Below are 17,223 nucleotides of genomic sequence, written 5' to 3'. Positions count from 1 at the left end.
TTGTCATGGCGCGCTTGTCTGGCGAACGGTCTTAGTGCTTTCCGTTCGCCCTGGGCGCTCGACGCCCCGGCGTGAATCCCGTCTGACGTTCCACCGTTTCCTGCAACTCCTGTTCCCGTTCGGCCATTCCCGCGCGCACCTCGGCCCCGAAGGACCCGATGGCGCCCGCGAGCTCACGCAGGCCTTCGCCCACGTTAGCGCCGATACCTGCGGGAGTCGCCTGCTTTGTGACCTCGCTGGCCTTCTTCGCGACGAAGAGACCGGCCGCGGCACCCAGCCCGAACCAGAAGAGGCGGCTCATCGGGCACTCCTCTTCGGACGGCGCTTGGCGTGCTTGTTGGGCTGCTCGGCGGCCTTGCGACGGGCCTTCACAGCCTTGCTCACGCCGTAGGACAGCGCGGCGGCCTTGACCAGCGGCCCGCCGAGCGTGGCGGTGAAGAGGCTCGTGAGCGCGGAGACGTTGCCGGTGACGGCGCGCGCGTTGGCCGTGATGCCGTCGACGCGCTCCAGCTGCGTGTTCACGTGCGTCAGCGTCGTGTTGGCCTCGGAGAACAACGGGTCGGTGTTCTCGTGCGCCTTGCGCATCGCGATCGTGGCCTCGTCGAAGAACCGCGCAGCCTTGACCGCCACGATCGCCAGCACGATGACGAGCAGCACGAACGCACCGGCGGCGACCAGCGCTGCGATCTGCCCTGGCGACACGGATCCTCCTGGTGACCGGCGTGGTGGCTTGATTGCCGGTGAGATTACCGGGTGGGTCCGACACCCAAATGAGCGGCACCAGGTGTTGATCTTCAGCGACCGGTGACGCCGTCCAGCTGCTCCCTGAGGATGTCCGCGTGACCCGCGTGCCGGGCCGTCTCCGTGGTCATGTGCGCGAGAACCCAGCGCAGTGACTTCGTGTTGCCGTCGACCGGGATGGCCATGGGCGCCTCGGGATCCCCGGCCGCCTCGATGGCGGCGTCGCTGTCCGCGATCGCCGCCCGGTACGCCTTGATCACCTCGTCCCGACTGACGTGCGCGGGCACGTCCATGCCGAACTCGCCCTCCTCCGACCAGTCGTTGCCGGCGAGGTGGTGGTCGAACCAGTACCGCTCGGCCTCCACGAGGTGCTGGACCAGGCCGAGCAGCGACGTTCCACTGGCGACCAGCGGCGTGCGGAGCTGTTCCTCCGTCAGCCCCTCCGTCTTCTTGATGACGCAGTGGCGCTGGAACTTGAGGAACGCGTGGGCGACGTCGAGCTCGCCCGTGTCGACGCGCGGGACCGGCTCGCGCTGGGTTTCCGGCATGCCCCGAACGTACGGGAAGCCGGCCCGGCCGCACGGGAAAACCAATTGGAACGGACCACTCATTGACTCAGCCCGGTCACTGCCTGTGAAATACCCGTCACAGAGGGCTTGACACCGGCGGCTCTGCGCAGTTGAAGTAAGGCAACCCTAAGTCGACTCGTGCAGGAGGCCCTGTGAAGCCGGTATCGCACCTGGACTCCTATCGGAGGCAGGTCACGGCAGGAGCCCCGCCGGTCCCCTCGCTGAGCGCGCCCTGGGACGCCCGCGTCGCGCGGTCCGACGGCTACGACCTGCACCTGATCCACCGCTGGAACCAGGCACCGCACGTCGCGGCGTTCGCGCGGCGGGCCTGGACCTTGCAGCGGTGGGAGCAGCGGCTGGCGGATCACCTCGCCGGCGACGACGTCCGGCCGTTGCTGATCAGCTGGCACGGCCGCCCGGTGATCTACTCGGAGGTGTACCGGGCGGCGCGGGACGTCGTCGCGTCGTGCTACCCGGCGCGGCCCCACGACCTCGGCCTGACCGTGGCGGTCGGTGAGCTCGCGATGACCGACCACGGTCTCGTGCGGTCGCTTCTCCCCCGGCTCACCGACGCGCTGTTCGAGGCCGACCCCCACTGCACGCGCATCGTCATGTACCCGGACGTGCGCAACATGCGCGCCATCAGGTCGTTCGAGGCAGGCGGGTTCGTGGGCACTGACGAGATCATGCTGCCCGGCAAGCTCTCCCTGCTGATGATCTGCAAACGCTAGAACGCCGTGATGTCCTGCGGTGCGCGCTCTTTGCGACTGAGTGCGCGCACGACGTCGATGGCCTTGTGCCGGTTGAGCGCCATCCGCGTGAGCAGGTCGATCACCGTCTCGTTGACGTGGCGCGGGAACTCCGGGGTGTCGAGGCCGACGCTGCACGCGAGGTCGTCGCTGTGCACCACGAACTCCATCAGGCGGCTGACCAGGTACTCGTCCAGCGACACCGCCCACGGGCCCCAGTGCGGCATCCTGACCGGCCGGTTCTCCTGTTGTGGCAACATCTTCTCGAGTTCGTCCAGCGTCTGCTCGAACTGGTCGCACAACGCTTTCTGACCGTCCGCCGCGAGCTTCTCGCCACCCGCGCGGATCCGTGTGTGGAACTCGTCGTTGACGTCGAGCTCGGTCCAGTTCGCGCGCGCGTAGTGCTCCATCAGCGTGACGACCGGTTCGTCGCCCAACGGAGTGCTGATCATCTTCGGTACGGGCAGCGCTTGGTAGGCGATGTGGCCGACGAGCCCGCTGACGCCGAACTCGGGCAGGGCGCTCGGCTTGTCCCAGCTCTCGGTGACCTGCCGGTGGCGCATGAGGTCGAGCGCGATGCGGGCCGTGGTCAGGAAGTCGTCTCTGATCGTCACCGTGCCGAACTTACGCGCCTGTACGCGGCGGTCTTGCCGTATTTCCGCATCGCCCTGTGGATCTCGTCGGCCTGCTCAGGTCCGAAACGGCCGACCCGCTGCGGGGTGCCGCCCGTGCGCTGAACCGTCAGCTCGTGCCGCGCCGACAACCGAACCAGCTCGATCTCGGCCCAGGACGGCTTCTCGCCCGTCCACTCCACTCCGGACGCGGAGATCGTGACGGCGGGCCAGAAGAAGAGCTTGCGCAGCGCGTTGAGGAAGAGCAGGACCGGCGTGGACCAGGAGGCGACGGCCAGCACGGTCTGAGTGGTGTCGCCTTCGAACGCGTCGCCGGAGTACACGATGGTGCCGAGCACGCTCAGCACCAGCAGGCCGAAGACCCACGAACCCTTGAGCCACTTCTTCCGGCCGCGGACGTACACCTCGTCGGCGGGCTTCTCCTCGTCGGGAAACTGCTTCCGCACGTGCTGCGCGATCTCCTCGGGTGAGGAGGAGAGCCTCGGCATGTGCTTGCGGCTCAACACCCACAGCATCGCCGCCATCAGCAGCACCCAGCCGATGACGGTCCCGGCCAGCGCCAGTGGCGCGAGCGTGGGGTAGCGCAGGTAATCCCTGTCCGCCACCAGATCCTTGCCGTTGTGGATGGTGCCGACGGGGACCGATTTCCCGATGTCGTCCGGCGTGAGAAAGCCGCGGGACTCCATCCTGCGCGACGGCCCTCCGTGCGCGCTGACGTCGACCTGGCAGATGTACCAGGCCTTGAAGCCACCGGTGAGCGTGATCGGGTCCTGCCGCTCGCACGACCTCGCCACGCCGCGGAGCGTTTCGTTCGCCGCAGCAGTGCCGCTGACCTCGATCTGGTCACCGAGGTGGGTCCAGACAGTCGCCGCGGTCAGGTAGCCGAGCGGCGGCATGACGAAGAAGACGAACAGCAGGCCCAGCGCACGGATCAGCTTCATCCACCCTGCTTCTTCTGCTCGGGTTCCGAGTCGAACAGGTTGCCGGACTGGCTGTCGAACACCTTGCCCGCTTCCTTGCCCAGATCGATCCCGAGTTTCGGCACCGAACTCGCCGGAGCGTCCTTCAACCCTTCGACGAGATGCTTCTTCGCCTCGCTCACACCGTGTTTGAGCGCGTCCGCGTTCGTTGGCAGGCTCTTGATGGCATTCGCCACGTAGAAGCCGTCGACCTGCGCCTTCGGCCACTTCGCAGCCTTTTCCATGCCGGCCATGGCCTTGCCGAGCAGGTCGTCGAGTTTCTTGAACAGTGAACCCGCCTTGCTGAAGGCCTTCGTGAGCTTCTTGCACCAGCCGATCGCCTTGTTGGCGTACTTGATCGCGGTCGCGATGCCTTCGGCGATGGCGCCGGCGACCCCCGCGCCGAACGCCGCCATCGCCGGCGCCCAGCGGATGCACATGCTGATCAGCTTGCCGACGCACTCGGAGATCAGGTCGCGGACGATGCCGCGCACGACGTTGAGGATCGTCTTGCAGATGTTGATCAGGACGGAGATGCCCTGCGCGCCCTTGGCCACCGAACCATAGGTGTCGGCGCGATCGACGCCCCAGCTCTCGTAGGCGCGGAACTCCTGGCCCTGCCACTGACCCGAGTCGATCTTCACCCAGTTCTTGAGGTCGGTGGAGACCTGCTCGAGGTGGTTCGAGATGTTGCCCCAGGTCTTCGACATCGAGTCGAGCTGGGTCTGGTTGCCGGTGAGCCAGTCGAGCGGTTCCGTGAGGAACGGGATGTGCTCCATCAGCCAGCCAAACCCGGCGCTGAACAGGGCCGCCAGCGGGTCGGCCAACACGCCCGCGATGCCGGTGGCAGCTCCGGCCGCGTTCATCAGGCCCTCAGCCCAGTCCCCCTTGCCGATCGCGGTGACGGTCTCGCTCACGTCGTGCACGAGGCCCGTGCCTTCCGTGAGTTTGGTGCCCTCACCTTCCATGCGCAGCGGATTGCTCATCGGTGCATCCCGTCGAGGTTCGCGGCGTGGGCCTCGTCGTTGGACTTGATGTGCAGGGCCATGTCCGCGAACTCGCGGTAGTGCTCGACGGCCGAGTCCGAGGCCTTCTCGATGGCGTTGGTGGCGATGGCCGCGGCCGCCGCGCAAATGCCCGCCAACGGCATGCCGAGCAGTCCGAACGCCATCGGGTCCATGGTCGCGTTCGCGGAGGTGACGGCCGTGTTGATGCGGGCGCCGACGTCGTCGAGCTTGCCGAGGTGGGCCTTCATCTCCGCTTCGCTGCTGGAGTGCGTCATCGCAGGTACCCGCCGTCGCCGAAGTCGTCGTCCTCGTCGTCGGGACGGCGGGGAGGCTGCGGCGGGCGCGAGGCCCGGGGCGCGTCGTCCTCGATCCGGCCCAGACCCGACTCCTGCGGGCCCCACGACGGACGTTCGGGCTCCGCGGGCGGCTGGGCGCTGCGGAGCTTGTCCATCATCATGTGCATCGCCTCGGAGTCGGCGCCCATCAGCGGCGCCATGGCCTCCTGCACGGCCGCCGCCACCCTGCCCTGCGCGGCCTGCACCACGCGCAGCACGTCGCGGCCGACCGCGTCGCCGTCCTTGCGCTGCAGGGCGTTGCCGAGCCGGAGGTCCACGAGGTTGCCGGCGTCGTTGACGGTGACCGAGATCTGGCCGTCCGCACTGCGCTCGGTCACCTGCAACGTCGCCAGCGTCTCGCGGATCGCGTCACTGCGGCGTTGTGCCTCGGCGAGCGTCCCCTCGTAGTTCGCCAGGATCTGGTCGGGATCAGTCACGGTAGCCCCCAGTACACGTCCACTCACTCAACGCGATCGGAGCCTACTCCGCACAGCCCAACGCCACCGACTCACCCGGCGGCGACCACCTCGATCTCCACCAGCCAGTCGCTGACGAGCGTGCCGACGACGATCGCGGTGGTCGGGACGGCACGCCCTCCGAGTGCCTGCACGCGTGCGGCGCCGTTGGCCTCGGCGTAGGAGGCGTCGCGCAGGTAGCTGGTGAGGCGGACGATGTTGCCGACGGTCATGCCGGCCGAGGCGAGGATCCGGCGGATGTTGTTCCACACCAGGTCGAGCTGCTCGGCGAGGTCGGCGCCGGGTGCTCCGGACGGGTCGAGGCCCATGGTGCCCGCGACGAACAGCAGGCGTTCGGCACCGCGGACCTCCATGGCGTGGACGTAGTCGTCGGTGGCGCGGTAGATGCCGTCGGTGGGGTTGTGCGGCACGAGTTCCATGGGCCGATCATGCGACCGGGGCCAAGCGAATTACTCGCCCCTGATCACCCGGCGCAACCGCGGCAACCGCTCGGCCACCGCGCGTTCGGCACCGCGGGCCGTCGGCTCGTAGTAGTCGCGGCCCACGAGGTCGTCCGGCGCGTACTGCTGGGTCAGCACACCTTCTGGAACGTCGTGCGGATACCGGTACCCCTGCGCGTTGCCGAGCTTCGCCGCGCCCGCGTAGTGGCCGTCGCGCAGATGTGGTGGCACAGCACCGATAGCGCCCTTGCGCACGTCGGCGATCGCGGCACCGATGGCGGTCGTCACGGCGTTGGACTTCGGCGCGGTGGCGAGGTGGATCGTCGCCTGCGCCAGGTTCAGGGCGCACTCGGGCAGACCGATCAGCTGCACGGCCTGGGCCGCGGCGACGCAGGTCTGCAACGCGGTGGGATCCGCCATGCCGATGTCCTCGCTGGCGTGGATCACCAGCCGCCGCGCGATGAACCGCGGGTCCTCCCCCGCCTCGATCATCCGCGCCAGGTAGTGCAATGCGGCGTCGACGTCCGAGCCGCGGATCGACTTGATGAACGCCGACGTCACGTCGTAGTGCTGGTCGCCGTCGCGGTCGTAGCGCACGGCCGCCTTGTCCACAGTGGACTCCAGCAGCGCCAGCGTGATCACGCCGGAGTTCGACGCCACCGCCGAGTCCGCCGCCGCTTCCAGTGCGGTCAGCGAACGACGCGCGTCCCCACCCGCCAGCCGCACGAGGTGGTCCTCCGCGTCCGGCTCCACCACGACCGAACCGTCGAGACCGCGCGAGTCGGACACCGCCCGCCGGATCACGGCACGCACGTGGTCGTCGGTCAAGGACTTGAGCTGCAACACCAAGGACCGCGACAGCAACGGCGACACCACGGAGAAGAACGGGTTCTCGGTGGTGGCCGCCACCAGCAGCACGATCCGGTCCTCGACAGCGCCCAGCAACGCGTCCTGCTGCGTCTTGGAGAACCGGTGCACCTCGTCGATGAACAACACCGTCGACTCGCCGGACCGCACCAACCGGCGGCGAGCCTCGTCGATCACCGCCCGCACCTCCTTGACGCCCGCCGACAACGCCGACAGCGCCACGAACCGGCGCCCGGTCGCCCGCGACACCAGCGTCGCCAAGGTCGTCTTGCCGGTCCCGGGAGGCCCGTAGAGCATCACGGACGCCGGAGTCGCGCCCTCCACCAGACGGCGCAGCGGCGCGCCCGGCCCGAGCAGGTGGTCCTGACCGACGACCTCGTCCAGCGTGGCCGGACGCATCCGCACGGCCAGCGGGGCGTTGGCCGCGATGCGCTCGGCCTTCTCCTCGTCGGTCGCGCCGAAGAGGCCCTCGTCGAACAGACCTTCGCTCATGCGTTCGACTCTAGGACATGTGCGAAAATCGCGTCTCGTGCCCATCCCCCGTGCCGTGCTGCTGGCAGGCCCCTCCGGCTCCGGCAAGTCGACGCTCGCGGCCCACCTCGGCTGGCCCGTGCTGCGCCTGGACGACTTCTACCGAGACGGCGACGACCCGAAGCTGCCGCGGGACGAGCACGGGCGCGCGGACTGGGACGCGATCGACTCGTGGAACGCCGACAAGGCGTTGAAGGCCGTCATCGAGCTCTCCAACACCGGCAAGACGGAAGCGCCCGTGTACTCGATCAGCGAGGACCGCGCGGTCGGCACCCAGACGATCGAGCTGGGCGACGCCCCCGCGTTCATCGCCGAGGGCCTGTTCGCGGATCTGCTGGTCGACGGCGCCAGGCAAGCGGGAGTGCTCAAGGACGCCATCGTGCTGGCGCCGAGCCCGCCGGTCACGTTCGTGCGGAGGTTCGCCAGGGACGTCGCCGAGGCCCGCAAGCCGGTCGCGACCCTGATCCGGCGCGGGCTGCGGCTGATGCGCGAGCAGCCGCAGGTGGTCAGGAGGTGCCTCGACGCCGGGATGCGCCGCGCGACACCCTCCCGTGCACGAACAGAGCTCTCACAGGTGTAAGAGCCCGGAGGGCGGGTACCCGACCCCTCGTGCAGCGAAACCTGGTGGTGGTCGGGGCCTCGGCAGGAGGTGTCGAGGCACTGCGGACCCTGGTCTCCAGGCTGCCGGAGGATCTGCCGGCGGCGCTGGTCGTGGTGCTGCACATGCCCGCGGGAGGGTCGTCGGCGCTGCCCCTCATCCTGCGGCGCAGCGGTGCCCTGCCGGTCCGCGCGGTCGAGGAGGGCATGCCGCTGCAGACAGGCCACGTGCACGTCGCGCCGCCCGATCACCACGTCCTGGTCCAGGACGAGGTGCTGCGGCTGTCGACGGGACCCACGCAGAACGGCCACCGGCCCGCCATCGACGCGCTGTTCCGGTCCGCCGCGGTCACTCGCGGCGCGGGGGTGATCGGCGTGATCCTGTCCGGGGCGCTGTCCGACGGCACCGGGGGCATGGCGGCCATCAAGAACCGCGGCGGCATCACCGTGGTGCAGGCACCGGACGACGCGCGCTGCCCCGGCATGCCCGCGAACGTGCTCAAGCACGTCGAGGTCGACCACGTCGAACCGGTCGCCAGGCTCGGCGGGGTGATCACCGGGCTCGTCCGCGAGCCGGGTGAACACTCATCGCCACCGAGGCGGTCCACCGACGGCCTGGAGAGCGCGATGTGGACCGCGGTGCGCACGTTGGAGGAGAAGGTCGCGCTGGCCAGGGGCATGATCGGCCACTCGCGGGACGCGGGGCTCGGCCTGGTGGCGGAGCGGTACGCCAGGCAGGAGGCGGAGGCCCTGGCCGCGGCCGACGTTCTCCGCAAGTATCTGCTGGGGGGCAGCCGCCGCGAGGAGACCGGTGCATGAAAGGCATCAGCGTCAGGACGACCGAGCTGAACGGCGTGACGGTCGTGACACCGACGGGCAGACTCGACCTCAGCACCTACGCGGCGCTGCGCGACGGCCTGCTGAAGTGCGCCGCCGACAACCCGCGGGCACTGGTCATCAGGCTCGGTCACGACTTCGATGTCGCGAGCAGAGCCATGCTCGCGGTGTTCACCGCGGTCTCGGTGAAGGTCTCGCAGTGGCCGGACATCCCGGTGGTGCTCACGTCCGAGACGGAGATCCACCAGCACGACCTGCGCCGCAGCGGAGTGCAGCGGTTCGTCCCCACCGCGGCGGACGTACCGGCGGCGCTGGCGTTGCTGGAGCGGCCCCCGCCGCGTCGCTTCCACCGGGTGACGTTGCCCTGCTCGCCCACCTCCGCGACCGTCGCGCGCGCCGAGACCAGGGAGGCCTGTGCCCGGTGGGGCGTGGTCCCGCTGACGGGTGACGCGGTGTTCATCGCGAGTGAACTGGTCGAGAACGCGCTCCGGCACGCCCGCTCGGAATGCCTGCTGCGACTCGAGCTGCGGCCGGAGGCGCTGTCCGTCTCGGTGCGGGACCAGGACTCGCGCCCGGCGGTGCTCACGACGGAGAACAGCCCGCGAGGGCTGGAGCTGGTCGCCCAGATGTGCCTGGCGTGGGGCAACTCGCCTTACCCCGGAGGAGGCAAGGTCGTGTGGGCGGTGCTCCCGCGAAACCGGCACGCGGGCGAGTAACTTTTGCCTCGTGAGTGACGGCCAGCCGATCCCCGACCACGACTTCGAAGAGGTCCTGAACTACCTCAAGGAGTCGCGCGGCTTCGACTTCACCGGGTACAAGCGCACCAGCCTGATGCGGCGCGTCCGGCACCGGATGGCGCAGGCGGGCGTCGACACCTACCCCGACTACATCGACCAGCTGCAGGTCAACGCCGACGAGTTCGGCATCCTGTTCAACACCATCCTCATCAACGTCACCGCGTTCTTCCGCGACCCGGACGCCTGGACCTACCTGCGCGAGGAGGTCATCCCCTCGCTGCTGGCCGAACGCGGGCCGGACGACCCGATCCGGGTGTGGAGCGCGGGCTGCGCCTCCGGCGAGGAGGCGTACAGCCTCGCGATCGCGCTCGCCGAGGCGGTGGGTCCCGAGCGGTTCCGGCAGCAGGTGAAGATCTACGCCACCGACGTCGACGCCGAGGCGCTCACGCATGCCCGTCACGCGAGCTACGTCGAACGCGACGTGCAGGCCGTGCCGCCCGAGCTGGTCGAGAAGTACTTCGACCACACCAACGGCCGGTACAGCTTCCGCAAGGACCTGCGCCGCTCGGTCATCTTCGGCCGCAACGACCTGGTGCAGGACGCCCCCATCTCCCGCATCGACCTCCTGGTCTGCCGCAACACCCTGATGTACTTCAACCAGGAGACGCAGGCCAAGATCCTAGGCCGGTTCCACTTCGCGCTCGCCCCCAAGGGCCTGCTCTTCCTGGGCAAGGCCGAGATGCTGCTGAGCCACAGCCGCATCTTCGACCCGATCGACCTCAAGCGGCGCATCTTCCGCAAGGCCACCACCGGGCACGGCGTGGCCGCGCACTTCGTCTCCCACACGATGGTCCACGACCGCAGGGTGGACCTGCGCGGCATGGACGAGCTGCGCGAGCACGCGTTCTCCGCGAGCCCGGTCGCCCAGGTCGTGGTGACGGCGGACGACGTCGTGGCGCTCGCCAACCGGCAGGCCGAGAACACCTTCGGCATCTCGTCCAAGGACATCGGCCGGCCGTTGCGCGACCTCGACATCTCCTACCGCCCGGTAGAGCTGCGCGGGTACGTGGAGCAGGCCCGGCTGGAGCGCAAGTCGTTGCGGGTCAAGGACGTCGAGTGGCTGCGCAGCACCGGTGAGTCGCTGTGGTTCGAGGTGCACCTCAACCCGTTGGTCGGCTCGGACAACACCATCCTCGGCGTCTCGGTCGTCTTCCACGACGTGACATCCGCGCGCAGGCTGCTCGAGGACCTGGAGCACGCCAACCGCCAGCTCGAGTCGGCCTACGAGGAGCTCCAGTCCACCAACGAGGAACTGGAGACCACGAACGAGGAGCTCCAGTCCACTGTGGAGGAGCTGGAGACGACCAACGAGGAGCTCCAGTCGACCAACGAGGAACTGGAGACCATGAACGAGGAGCTCCAGTCCACCAACGACGAGCTGCAGACGATCAACGACGCGTTGCGCGAGCGCACCACCGAGCTGGACCAGGTCAACGAGTTCCTGGAGTCGATCCTCACCTCGCTGCGGGCCGGGGTCGTGGTGCTCGACGTGCAGATGCGGGTGCTCGCGTGGAACACCGGTGCCGAGGAGCTGTGGGGTCTGCGCCGCGACGAGGCGGTGGGCGAGCACCTGCTCAACCTCGACATCGGGCTGCCGGTGGCGGACCTGCGCCCGGTCGTGCGCTCGGCGCTCGGCGACGTCAGGTTCATGGAGGAGGTCAAGGTCACCGCCGTGAACCGGCGTGGCCGCGAGGTGCGCGTCCGGGTGGTGTGCAGCTCGTTGCACGGCAACGACGGCCAGCCCGGCGGCGCGATCCTGGTGATGGAGCAGCAGGAGGACTAGGCGGTGTCCTGCTCGCCGAGGAACACCTCGGTGAGCCCGCACAGGCCGAACGTCCGCACCACGATCGGGGAACAGTCGCCGACGACGAGGCCGACCTGCCGGCGAGCGCACTCGGCCCGCAGCCAGATCAGGATCCTGAGCCCTTCCGAGCCGATGAAGGTGACCTCGGCCAGCCGGAGCGTGATGGCCTCGGTGGTGCCGTCGAGCTGCTCGCGCAGGAACGACTGCACCTCGTCCGCGGTCGCGAGGTCGATCTCTCCCGCGATGTGCACGGTGGTCGCGGCACCGTCGCTCAACGCGCTCAGCTCGAGCGGGGCGGAGTCCGGCACGAACCACCTCCTTCGCGCCCACTGTATTGCGGCCGGGAAGGGGCCACCCGCCGAGCCCGATTCGTGATCGGATGATCTCCCGTGTTGCGCTGTGACCAGGGCACCGGTCTGGCAGGATGCCGCTCACACGACGACCCGGGGGTAGCCGAGATGTCCGAAACGCCCGGCTGGTCCTCACCCGACCAGCAACCGAACCAGCCGCAGCAGCCGCCGCAGCCGCCTCCCGGCTACTACGCGCCGCCGCCGCCCGGTCCGCAGCCGACGATCAAGCCCGGTGTGATCCCGCTGCGCCCTCTCGCGGTCGGCGAGATCATCGACGGCGCGATCACGACGATGCGCAAGTACCCGGTGCTGCTGCTCGGCGCTGCCGCGGTCGTCGCCGCGATCACCAACATCGTCGGCCTGCTGGTGCAGCTGCCGTTCCTGGCGGATCTCACCGCGGCCGCGACGCTCGACCCGAACACCGCGACCCAGCAGGAGATCGTGGACCGGGCGTTGAAGGGCATCACGGGTTTCCTGACCGGCACCGCGCTCAGCCTCGTCCTGGCGCTGATCGGCACGGTGTTCCTGTCCGGCTTCATCACCGTGGTCGTGGGCCACGCGGTGCTGGGCAGGCCGGTCACGTTCGCGCAGGCGTGGGACGAGTTCAAGCCGCGTCTGCTGCCGTTGCTCGGCGCGACGCTGCTGAGCACGCTCGTGATCATGGTCGGCGTGGTCCTGTGCATCATCCCCGGCATCTGGGTGGGCGTGATGTTCTCGCTCATCGGCGCCGTGGTGGTGCTGGAGCGCGGCGGCGTCGGCACCGCGTTCAGCCGCTCGCGCGCGCTCGTGAACGGCGCGTGGTGGCGGACGTTCGGCATCCTGCTGCTCGCCGCCGTGATCAGCTGGGTGATCAGCTCGATCATCGGTCTCCCGTTCGGCCTGCTCGGCGCCGCGACGACCGGCTTCTCCGACGACCCGACGGCGGCGCTGAGCGCGGGTTCGCTGGTGCTGTCGGCGATCGGCGGGATCATCGCCTCGACGATCACGCTGCCGTTCACCTCCGCGGTGAACGTGCTGGTCTACGTCGACCGCCGGATGCGCGCGGAGGGCATGGACATCGAACTCCAGCGGGCCGCGGGCAATGGCGGTATCTGACGTACCGGTAGATCTCGGCCGCGACGAGGCCAGGGAGGCGGCCGCACGGGAGCTCAGCGACCCCGCGTACGTCTCCGACGATCCGAGTTTGATCGAACGCGCGTTCAACTGGGTGCTGAAGCAGCTGGACGAGGTGTTCGCGGGTGTGGCCGGCATGAGCGGCATCACCGCGACCACGATCCTGGTCGTGCTCGCGGTGATCATCGTGATCGTCATCAGGCTCCGCGTCGGCCGCACGATCCGCGCCGCGTCGCGTTCCGGTGACGTGTTCGACGTCGTGCTGACCGCGGCCGAGCACCGCGCCGCCGCCGAACGCGCCGCGGCCGCCGGTGAGCTGGCCGAGGCCGTGCGCGAGCGGTTCCGCGCCGTGGTGCGGGAACTGGAGCAGCGCGGCGTGCTGGACCCGCGGGCCGGTCGCACGGTGGACGAGGTGGCTTTCGAGGCGGGACAGGCACTTCCGGCGCTCGCGGACGACCTGCGCGGTGCGGCCGTGCAGTTCGACGACGTCTGGTACGGCGGCCTGCCCGCCACGACGCAGGGGTACCAGCGGCTGGTCTCCGTGGACGACAGGGTGCGCGCATGACGGCGGTGTCCCCCGGCGCCGGGCGGATCTGGACCGCCGCGCGCGGACCGTTGCTGATCGGTGTGATCATCCTGTTCACGGCGGTCGTGGTCACGTTGCTGCGCGGCACTGGTGAGGGTGGTTCGCTCGACCCGCGCTCGTACCAGCCGGAGGGCAGCCACGCCGTGGTGGCGTTGCTGGAGCAGAACGGGGTGCGGGTCGAACGCACCGAGGACGCTTCCTCCGTCGAAGGCGCGACGTTGTTCGTGCCGCAGCCGAACCTGATCGACCCGGCGCGGCTCGCGGACCTGAGTCGCCGCGCGTCGTCGACCGTGCTGCTCGCGCCGTCGGCCCCTGGTGCGCGCCGGGTGACGGTGGACACCCGCTCGCCCGGCTGCCCGCTGGCGGAGAAGGCGGGCGCGGCCAAGATGGGCGGGTTCGTCTACGAAGGCGAACAGCGTTGCTACGACTCGACTCTGGTCCGCACCGGGAGCGTCACCACGCTCGGGTTCGGCGCGATCTTCACCAACCGCGACCTCGACTCGGACGGCAACGCGGCGCTGGCGTTGTCGTTGCTGGGCCAGCACCCGCGGCTGGTCTGGTACATGCCGTCGGCCGCCGACCGCTCGCAGCAGAAGTCGTTCACGGACCTGGTCCCGGACGGCTGGAAGTTCGGCGCGTGGCAGCTCGGCATCGCGGCCGTGGTGATCGCGTTGTGGCGGGCGCGCAGGCTCGGCCGGGTGGTCACCGAGCGGCTGCCGGTGGTGGTGCGCGCGGCCGAGACCGTCGAGGGGCGCGCCCGGCTGTACCGGAGCTCGCACGCCGCCTCCCATGCCGCTGCGGTGCTGCGCCAGGCTTCCCGCGACCGGCTCGCGCCGTTGCTGGGGCTGCCGCTGGGCTCGGAGCTGTCCGCGGAGATCGCTCGCCGAACCTCACGGTCCGTTGTGGACGTTCAGACTTTGCTGTACTCGCAGGAGCCGGTGGACGACCGGGGGCTGGTCGCGCTGGTGTCGGAGCTCGACGCGTTGGAGAACGAGGTTCGCAGGGGATGACTGTCACCGTTTCGACCGAGGAAGCACGCACCGCGCTGGTGGCGTTGCGCACGGAGATCGGCAAGGCCGTGGTGGGCAACGACGCGGCTGTGACGTCGTTGATCCTCGCGTTGCTGTGCAAGGGACACGTGCTGCTGGAGGGTGTGCCGGGCGTCGCGAAGACGTTGCTGGTGCGGGCTCTCGCGCGCGCTCTGGACCTGTCGACGACCCGCGTGCAGTTCACGCCGGACCTGATGCCCGGTGACCTGACCGGATCGCTGGTCTACGACTCGCACAACGCGGCTTTCTCGTTCCGCGAGGGGCCGGTGTTCACGAACCTGCTGCTGGCGGACGAGATCAACCGGACGCCGCCGAAGACGCAGGCCGCGTTGCTGGAGGCGATGGAGGAGCGGCAGGTGTCGGCCGACGGCAAGACCCGGCCGTTGCCGTCGCCGTTCATCGTGATCGCGACGCAGAACCCGGTGGAGTACGAGGGCACCTATCCCCTGCCCGAGGCGCAGCTGGACCGGTTCCTGCTGAAGGTGACCATGCCGATTCCGGCGCGCGAGCACGAGATCGACGTGCTGACGCGGCATGCTTCGGGCTTCGATCCGCGTGATCTTTCGGGACTGTCTCCGGTGGCAGGGGCCGCGCATCTGGACGCCGGTGCAGCGGCAGTGCGTTCTCTTACCGTGGCGCCTGAGGTCATCGGTTACGTGGTGGACGTGTGCCGGGCGACGCGAGAGTCTCCTGCTGTGCGCCTTGGGGTTTCGCCGCGTGGTGCCACGGCGTTGCTGGCTGTCGCGCGGGCGTGGGCGTGGTTGTCCGGGCGCGACTACGTGACGCCGGACGACGTGAAGGCGTTGGCACGTCCGGCTTTGCGGCACCGTCTGGAGCTGCGTCCGGAGGCCGAGCTGGAGGGCGTGACGACGGACGGCGTGCTGGACGGCGTGCTCGGCGCGGTCCAGGTGCCGCGCTGACGTGGCGCTCACGGGCCGCGCGGGGCTGCTCGCGCTCATCGGTGTTCTGGTCGTCGGACTGCTCTTGCCGTCGTGGCAAGGGATTCTGGCCTTGCTCGGCGTGCTGATCCTGTGCGTTATGATTGACCTGGCCTTGGCGGGCGGGGTGCGGCGGCTCACCTTCGTACGCGCCGGGGCGACTTCGGTGCGCACGGGCGAGCTGTGCACGGTGTCGTTGACCGTGCGGAACTCCGGCCGGCGCGTACGGGGCGTTCTTCGTGACGCATGGGCGCCTTCAGCCGGTGTGGTTGCCGATCGTGTTCGTGTCGACGTACCTGCCGGCGGCTCACGGACCTATTCGTTCGACCTGCGGCCCGTGCGACGCGGCGACCGTGTCTCCGACCGTGTGACCGTGCGTTCCGTGGGCCCGTTGGGAATCGCGGCGCGGCAGGGCTCCCATGCGGTGCCGTGGACCGTGCGCGCGTTGCCTCCGTTCCATAGCCGACGGCACCTGCCGCCGCTGCTGGAACGTTTGCGCGAGCTGGACGGCCGCAGGGCTTCGCTGATCCGCGGCGCCGGCACGGAGTTCGACTCGTTGCGCGCCTACGTGATCGGCGACGACGTGCGCTCGATCGACTGGCGTGCCTCGGCTCGTTCGTCGGACGTCGTGGTACGGACGTGGCGTCCCGAACGCGACCGTCAGGTGACGATCGTGCTCGACACCGCCCGCACCGCCGCGGGGCGCGTCGAGGGTGCGTTGGGTGGCCTGCCGCGGCTCGACACGTCCATGGACGCCGCGTTGTTGTTGTCCGCCTTGGCATCGCAGGCTCGGGACCAGGTCGACTTCCTCGCGTTCAGCACCAAGGTGCGCGCTTCCGTGCCTCGGGCGACTTTGCCGGTGCTCGTGCAGGCGATGGCACCGCTGGAAGCCGAGCTGGTGGAGTTCGACGCGCGGGGAATGGTGGCGGAGGTGCTGCGCCGGGCCGGTCGTCGTTCCTTGGTCGTGCTGCTGACGTCGCTGGAGCCGTCGATCGAGCACGGCTTGCTGCCTCTGTTGCCCGCCTTGGCTTCGCGGCACCGGCTGCTGATCGCCTCGGTTTCGGATCCCGCTGTGCACGCGATGGCTGCCGGGCGCGGTGATCTGGAGGCGGTCTACGGCGCTGCTGCTGCGGAACGCACGTTGGCCGAACGCCGCCGTCTGACCGCGTTGCTCGCACGGCACGGCGTCGACGTTGTGGACGCACTCCCCGACGAGCTGCCACGCGCGCTCGCGGACCGCTACCTGTCGTTGAAGGCCGCGGGCAAGCTCTAGTCGGTGCGCAGGCATGCGTGCAGGTGTGCGTCATGCCATCCGTCGACGTAGTGCAGGGCGCTCCGCAGGGTGCCTTCGACGGGAAACCCGAGCTTGGTGGCGACGCGGCACGACTTCACGTTGTCCGTCGAGTGCTTCAGGGCGACCCGGTGGAAGCCGAGGACGTCGAAGGTCCACCTGGTCAGGGTGCTCGCCGCGTCGACCGCGACCTCTGCTCCCCGCTCTTCGGGCAACACCCAGTACGACAGGTAGGCGGCCCCCTCGAACAACGAGATGGCGCGCAGGCCGACCTGGCCCATCGGACGGTCGTCCCAGCCGGTGACCGCCCAGCTGGCGTTCCGTTCGTCGGCCCAGCACGTCCGCCAGTCCTCGATCCAGGCGAGAGCCTCCTCCCGCGAGTCCATGCGCCGCGCGTGCCAGCGCTGGATGTCCGGGCAGCGGAACGCCGACCGCACCGCATCGGCATCGTCGGCACGCCACGGCCTCAGCACCAGGCCGTGTGAGGTGATGGAGGGCTGGCTCAGACTCCGCAGCGTGCCGGCGGAGCGGACAGGGCTGACGAGATGAGGCACA

Annotated in this window: 22 protein-coding genes; 10 read left to right on the top strand and 12 right to left on the bottom strand. The window is 69.5% G+C overall.

Going from position 1 to position 17,223, the window contains the following annotated elements; genetic code table 11:
• Positions 1–31 precede the first annotated feature (31 nt).
• The 3 genes from AB0M24_RS21600 to AB0M24_RS21590 all read right to left on the bottom strand — a co-directional run bounded on the left by AB0M24_RS21600 (position 32) and on the right by AB0M24_RS21590 (position 1,289).
• On the bottom strand, positions 32–301 hold the full coding sequence (locus AB0M24_RS21600) for a hypothetical protein (protein WP_170155329.1): 270 nt from the start codon (positions 299–301) through the stop codon (positions 32–34).
• On the bottom strand, positions 298–702 hold the full coding sequence (locus AB0M24_RS21595; RefSeq protein ID WP_363770381.1) for a DUF948 domain-containing protein: 405 nt from the start codon (positions 700–702) through the stop codon (positions 298–300). Before AB0M24_RS21595 ends, AB0M24_RS21600 begins: the two co-directional genes overlap by 4 nt.
• 92 nt (positions 703–794) lie before the next feature.
• A complete protein-coding gene (locus AB0M24_RS21590) occupies positions 795–1,289 on the bottom strand; it encodes a DinB family protein (RefSeq protein ID WP_363770378.1) in 495 nt (164 codons plus the stop codon).
• Positions 1,290–1,462: 173 nt separating this feature from the next.
• Here AB0M24_RS21590 and AB0M24_RS21585 point away from each other — a divergent pair, with 173 nt between their 5' ends.
• Positions 1,463–2,041, top strand: coding sequence for a GNAT family N-acetyltransferase (locus AB0M24_RS21585; RefSeq protein ID WP_363770375.1), 579 nt, complete (start codon positions 1,463–1,465; stop codon positions 2,039–2,041).
• Here AB0M24_RS21585 and AB0M24_RS21580 read toward each other — a convergent pair.
• The 7 genes from AB0M24_RS21580 to AB0M24_RS21550 all read right to left on the bottom strand — a co-directional run bounded on the left by AB0M24_RS21580 (position 2,038) and on the right by AB0M24_RS21550 (position 7,267).
• On the bottom strand, positions 2,038–2,673 hold the full coding sequence (locus AB0M24_RS21580) for a maleylpyruvate isomerase N-terminal domain-containing protein (RefSeq protein ID WP_363770372.1): 636 nt from the start codon (positions 2,671–2,673) through the stop codon (positions 2,038–2,040). The genes AB0M24_RS21585 and AB0M24_RS21580 overlap by 4 nt on opposite strands.
• Positions 2,670–3,632: a DUF6346 domain-containing protein gene (locus AB0M24_RS21575; protein WP_363770369.1), complete on the bottom strand. Its 963-nt coding sequence runs from the start codon at positions 3,630–3,632 to the stop codon at positions 2,670–2,672. Before AB0M24_RS21575 ends, AB0M24_RS21580 begins: the two co-directional genes overlap by 4 nt.
• Complete coding sequence (locus AB0M24_RS21570) at positions 3,629–4,636, bottom strand: hypothetical protein (RefSeq protein WP_363770366.1); 1,008 nt, start codon at positions 4,634–4,636, stop codon at positions 3,629–3,631. Before AB0M24_RS21570 ends, AB0M24_RS21575 begins: the two co-directional genes overlap by 4 nt.
• On the bottom strand, positions 4,633–4,932 hold the full coding sequence (locus AB0M24_RS21565) for a hypothetical protein (RefSeq protein WP_363770363.1): 300 nt from the start codon (positions 4,930–4,932) through the stop codon (positions 4,633–4,635). The genes AB0M24_RS21570 and AB0M24_RS21565 overlap by 4 nt, the downstream gene beginning before the upstream one ends.
• Positions 4,929–5,429, bottom strand: a complete 501-nt coding sequence (locus AB0M24_RS21560; protein ID WP_363770360.1) for a YbaB/EbfC family nucleoid-associated protein — start codon at positions 5,427–5,429, stop codon at positions 4,929–4,931. Before AB0M24_RS21560 ends, AB0M24_RS21565 begins: the two co-directional genes overlap by 4 nt.
• A gap of 71 nt (positions 5,430–5,500) precedes the next feature.
• Positions 5,501–5,887, bottom strand: a complete 387-nt coding sequence (locus tag AB0M24_RS21555) for a RidA family protein (RefSeq protein WP_363770357.1) — start codon at positions 5,885–5,887, stop codon at positions 5,501–5,503.
• Positions 5,888–5,917: 30 nt separating this feature from the next.
• A complete protein-coding gene (locus AB0M24_RS21550) occupies positions 5,918–7,267 on the bottom strand; it encodes a replication-associated recombination protein A (protein WP_363770354.1) in 1,350 nt (449 codons plus the stop codon).
• A 37-nt stretch (positions 7,268–7,304) separates the two neighbouring features.
• Here AB0M24_RS21550 and AB0M24_RS21545 point away from each other — a divergent pair, with 37 nt between their 5' ends.
• From AB0M24_RS21545 to AB0M24_RS21530, 4 genes are read left to right on the top strand one after another with little or no spacing between them, the layout of a single operon-like run.
• The gene (locus AB0M24_RS21545; protein WP_363770351.1) at positions 7,305–7,886 is read left to right on the top strand and encodes a uridine kinase; all 582 of its coding nucleotides are present in this window, start codon (positions 7,305–7,307) and stop codon (positions 7,884–7,886) included.
• A 29-nt stretch (positions 7,887–7,915) separates the two neighbouring features.
• Positions 7,916–8,722 (top strand): chemotaxis protein CheB, encoded by an 807-nt coding sequence (locus AB0M24_RS21540; protein ID WP_363770348.1) that lies wholly within the window; start codon positions 7,916–7,918, stop codon positions 8,720–8,722.
• Positions 8,719–9,456 (top strand): ATP-binding protein, encoded by a 738-nt coding sequence (locus tag AB0M24_RS21535; protein ID WP_363770345.1) that lies wholly within the window; start codon positions 8,719–8,721, stop codon positions 9,454–9,456. The genes AB0M24_RS21540 and AB0M24_RS21535 overlap by 4 nt, the downstream gene beginning before the upstream one ends.
• A 10-nt stretch (positions 9,457–9,466) precedes the next feature.
• Complete coding sequence (locus AB0M24_RS21530) at positions 9,467–11,320, top strand: CheR family methyltransferase (protein WP_363770342.1); 1,854 nt, start codon at positions 9,467–9,469, stop codon at positions 11,318–11,320.
• Here AB0M24_RS21530 and AB0M24_RS21525 read toward each other — a convergent pair.
• Entirely contained in the window at positions 11,317–11,649 is a 333-nt protein-coding gene (locus tag AB0M24_RS21525) for an STAS domain-containing protein (RefSeq protein ID WP_363770339.1), read from the bottom strand. The two genes, AB0M24_RS21530 and AB0M24_RS21525, sit on opposite strands and share 4 nt — an antisense overlap.
• Before the next feature lie 150 nt (positions 11,650–11,799).
• Here AB0M24_RS21525 and AB0M24_RS21520 point away from each other — a divergent pair, with 150 nt between their 5' ends.
• The 5 genes from AB0M24_RS21520 to AB0M24_RS21500 are packed head-to-tail and all read left to right on the top strand — an operon-like array spanning position 11,800 to position 16,650.
• A complete protein-coding gene (locus AB0M24_RS21520) occupies positions 11,800–12,786 on the top strand; it encodes a hypothetical protein (protein WP_363770336.1) in 987 nt (328 codons plus the stop codon).
• Entirely contained in the window at positions 12,773–13,369 is a 597-nt protein-coding gene (locus AB0M24_RS21515; RefSeq protein WP_363770333.1) for a DUF4129 domain-containing protein, read from the top strand. Before AB0M24_RS21520 ends, AB0M24_RS21515 begins: the two co-directional genes overlap by 14 nt.
• Positions 13,366–14,400, top strand: coding sequence for a DUF4350 domain-containing protein (locus AB0M24_RS21510; RefSeq protein ID WP_363770330.1), 1,035 nt, complete (start codon positions 13,366–13,368; stop codon positions 14,398–14,400). Before AB0M24_RS21515 ends, AB0M24_RS21510 begins: the two co-directional genes overlap by 4 nt.
• Positions 14,397–15,359: a MoxR family ATPase gene (locus tag AB0M24_RS21505; RefSeq protein ID WP_363770327.1), complete on the top strand. Its 963-nt coding sequence runs from the start codon at positions 14,397–14,399 to the stop codon at positions 15,357–15,359. Before AB0M24_RS21510 ends, AB0M24_RS21505 begins: the two co-directional genes overlap by 4 nt.
• Position 15,360: 1 nt before the next feature.
• Positions 15,361–16,650: a DUF58 domain-containing protein gene (locus tag AB0M24_RS21500; RefSeq protein ID WP_363770324.1), complete on the top strand. Its 1,290-nt coding sequence runs from the start codon at positions 15,361–15,363 to the stop codon at positions 16,648–16,650.
• Here AB0M24_RS21500 and AB0M24_RS21495 read toward each other — a convergent pair.
• The gene (locus tag AB0M24_RS21495; protein WP_363770321.1) at positions 16,647–17,222 is read right to left on the bottom strand and encodes a GNAT family N-acetyltransferase; all 576 of its coding nucleotides are present in this window, start codon (positions 17,220–17,222) and stop codon (positions 16,647–16,649) included. The genes AB0M24_RS21500 and AB0M24_RS21495 overlap by 4 nt on opposite strands.
• Position 17,223: the final 1 nt, after the last annotated feature.

It is taken from the genome of Lentzea sp. NPDC051838 (genome assembly GCF_040681245.1).
In the GTDB taxonomy this organism is placed as follows: Bacteria; Actinomycetota; Actinomycetes; order Mycobacteriales; family Pseudonocardiaceae; genus Lentzea.
Note: the sequence above shows the minus strand (reverse complement) of the source record. Positions and strands in the feature narration are given on the sequence as shown.

Excerpts from the sequence above, each read along its gene's own strand:
- AB0M24_RS21600 (WP_170155329.1), bottom strand. The coding sequence starts at position 301 with ATGAGCCGCCTCTTCTGGTTCGGGCTGGGTGCCGCGGCCGGTCTCTTC.
- AB0M24_RS21550 (WP_363770354.1), bottom strand. The coding sequence starts at position 7,267 with ATGAGCGAAGGTCTGTTCGACGAGGGCCTCTTCGGCGCGACCGACGAG.
- AB0M24_RS21590 (WP_363770378.1), bottom strand. The coding sequence starts at position 1,289 with ATGCCGGAAACCCAGCGCGAGCCGGTCCCGCGCGTCGACACGGGCGAG.
- AB0M24_RS21565 (WP_363770363.1), bottom strand. The coding sequence starts at position 4,932 with ATGACGCACTCCAGCAGCGAAGCGGAGATGAAGGCCCACCTCGGCAAG.
- AB0M24_RS21575 (WP_363770369.1), bottom strand. The coding sequence starts at position 3,632 with ATGAAGCTGATCCGTGCGCTGGGCCTGCTGTTCGTCTTCTTCGTCATG.
- AB0M24_RS21520 (WP_363770336.1), top strand. The coding sequence starts at position 11,800 with ATGTCCGAAACGCCCGGCTGGTCCTCACCCGACCAGCAACCGAACCAG.
- AB0M24_RS21555 (WP_363770357.1), bottom strand. The coding sequence starts at position 5,887 with ATGGAACTCGTGCCGCACAACCCCACCGACGGCATCTACCGCGCCACC.
- AB0M24_RS21505 (WP_363770327.1), top strand. The coding sequence starts at position 14,397 with ATGACTGTCACCGTTTCGACCGAGGAAGCACGCACCGCGCTGGTGGCG.
- AB0M24_RS21570 (WP_363770366.1), bottom strand. The coding sequence starts at position 4,636 with ATGAGCAATCCGCTGCGCATGGAAGGTGAGGGCACCAAACTCACGGAA.
- AB0M24_RS21510 (WP_363770330.1), top strand. The coding sequence starts at position 13,366 with ATGACGGCGGTGTCCCCCGGCGCCGGGCGGATCTGGACCGCCGCGCGC.
- AB0M24_RS21515 (WP_363770333.1), top strand. The coding sequence starts at position 12,773 with ATGGCGGTATCTGACGTACCGGTAGATCTCGGCCGCGACGAGGCCAGG.
- AB0M24_RS21535 (WP_363770345.1), top strand. The coding sequence starts at position 8,719 with ATGAAAGGCATCAGCGTCAGGACGACCGAGCTGAACGGCGTGACGGTC.